This is a genomic window from Streptomyces sp. WAC06614 (assembly GCF_003949795.1).
GTDB lineage: Bacteria > Actinomycetota > Actinomycetes > Streptomycetales > Streptomycetaceae > Streptomyces.
Genome location: NZ_RPRY01000767.1, coordinates 1 through 703, shown reverse-complemented (window position 1 = coordinate 703; position 703 = coordinate 1). Strand labels below are relative to the sequence as shown.

2 protein-coding genes are annotated in these 703 nt (G+C 68.3%); both read left to right on the top strand.

Annotated elements, in window-relative coordinates; all coding sequences use genetic code 11:
- Window positions 1-16: 16 nt before the first annotated feature.
- A complete protein-coding gene (locus EF918_RS36390; protein WP_260611032.1) occupies window positions 17-190 on the top strand; it encodes an HNH endonuclease in 174 nt (57 codons plus the stop codon).
- A gap of 103 nt (window positions 191-293) precedes the next feature.
- Window positions 294-703 (top strand): type IV toxin-antitoxin system AbiEi family antitoxin domain-containing protein (locus tag EF918_RS36385; protein WP_148141385.1); only part of this gene is annotated, 410 nt, incomplete at its 3' end.

Sequence of the window (703 nt, the reverse complement as noted above, 5' to 3'; positions counted from 1 at the left end):
GGAGAACGCCGACACCATGGACCACGTCCAACCCAGGTCCAGGGGCGGCCGCACCGAGTGGCTGAACGCCGTCGCCGCCCACGCCTCGTGCAACGAGCGCAAAGGCAACCGCACCCCGTCCGAGGCCGGCATGCCCCTCCTCTGGCAACCCTGGGTACCAACCCGCGCAGAGCTCGTCATAGACACATGACGGGCATTTTTTATGCCCGGAGTTCTCCACAGATGTGAAATCGGCGGCTCCCGGGCGGTCGAATCGCGGCAAGTTGAGGATTCATGCCCAAGAACTTGCCGTGATGGCGTCGATCCGGGGTGGTGTGTTCACCCGGGCCGACGCGCGTGCCTGTGGGTACGTCGACGCTGATATCGACTCCTTGCTCGGCTCCGGTGCCTGGCGCCGGATCCGGCGGGGGACCTATGCCGCTCATCGTTCACTCATGCTCGTCACCGACGAGGTTCTGTACCTGCGCCGGATCCACAACGTCCTGCGGACCAGCGGTCCCACCGTGTTCGCGAGCCATCAGTCGGCCGCGGCATTGCATGCCCTGCCGGTCTGGGGCCTCGACCTGACGCGCGTCCACCTGACCGCGCCGGACGGCCGCTCCGGGCGGGCGCGTGGCGTCCACCGGCACATTCGCGACCCGGTCGGCCCCGGCCTCCAGCTGTGGAACAAGCTCCGCATGGTCTCGCCGGCCCGCGCGATCGC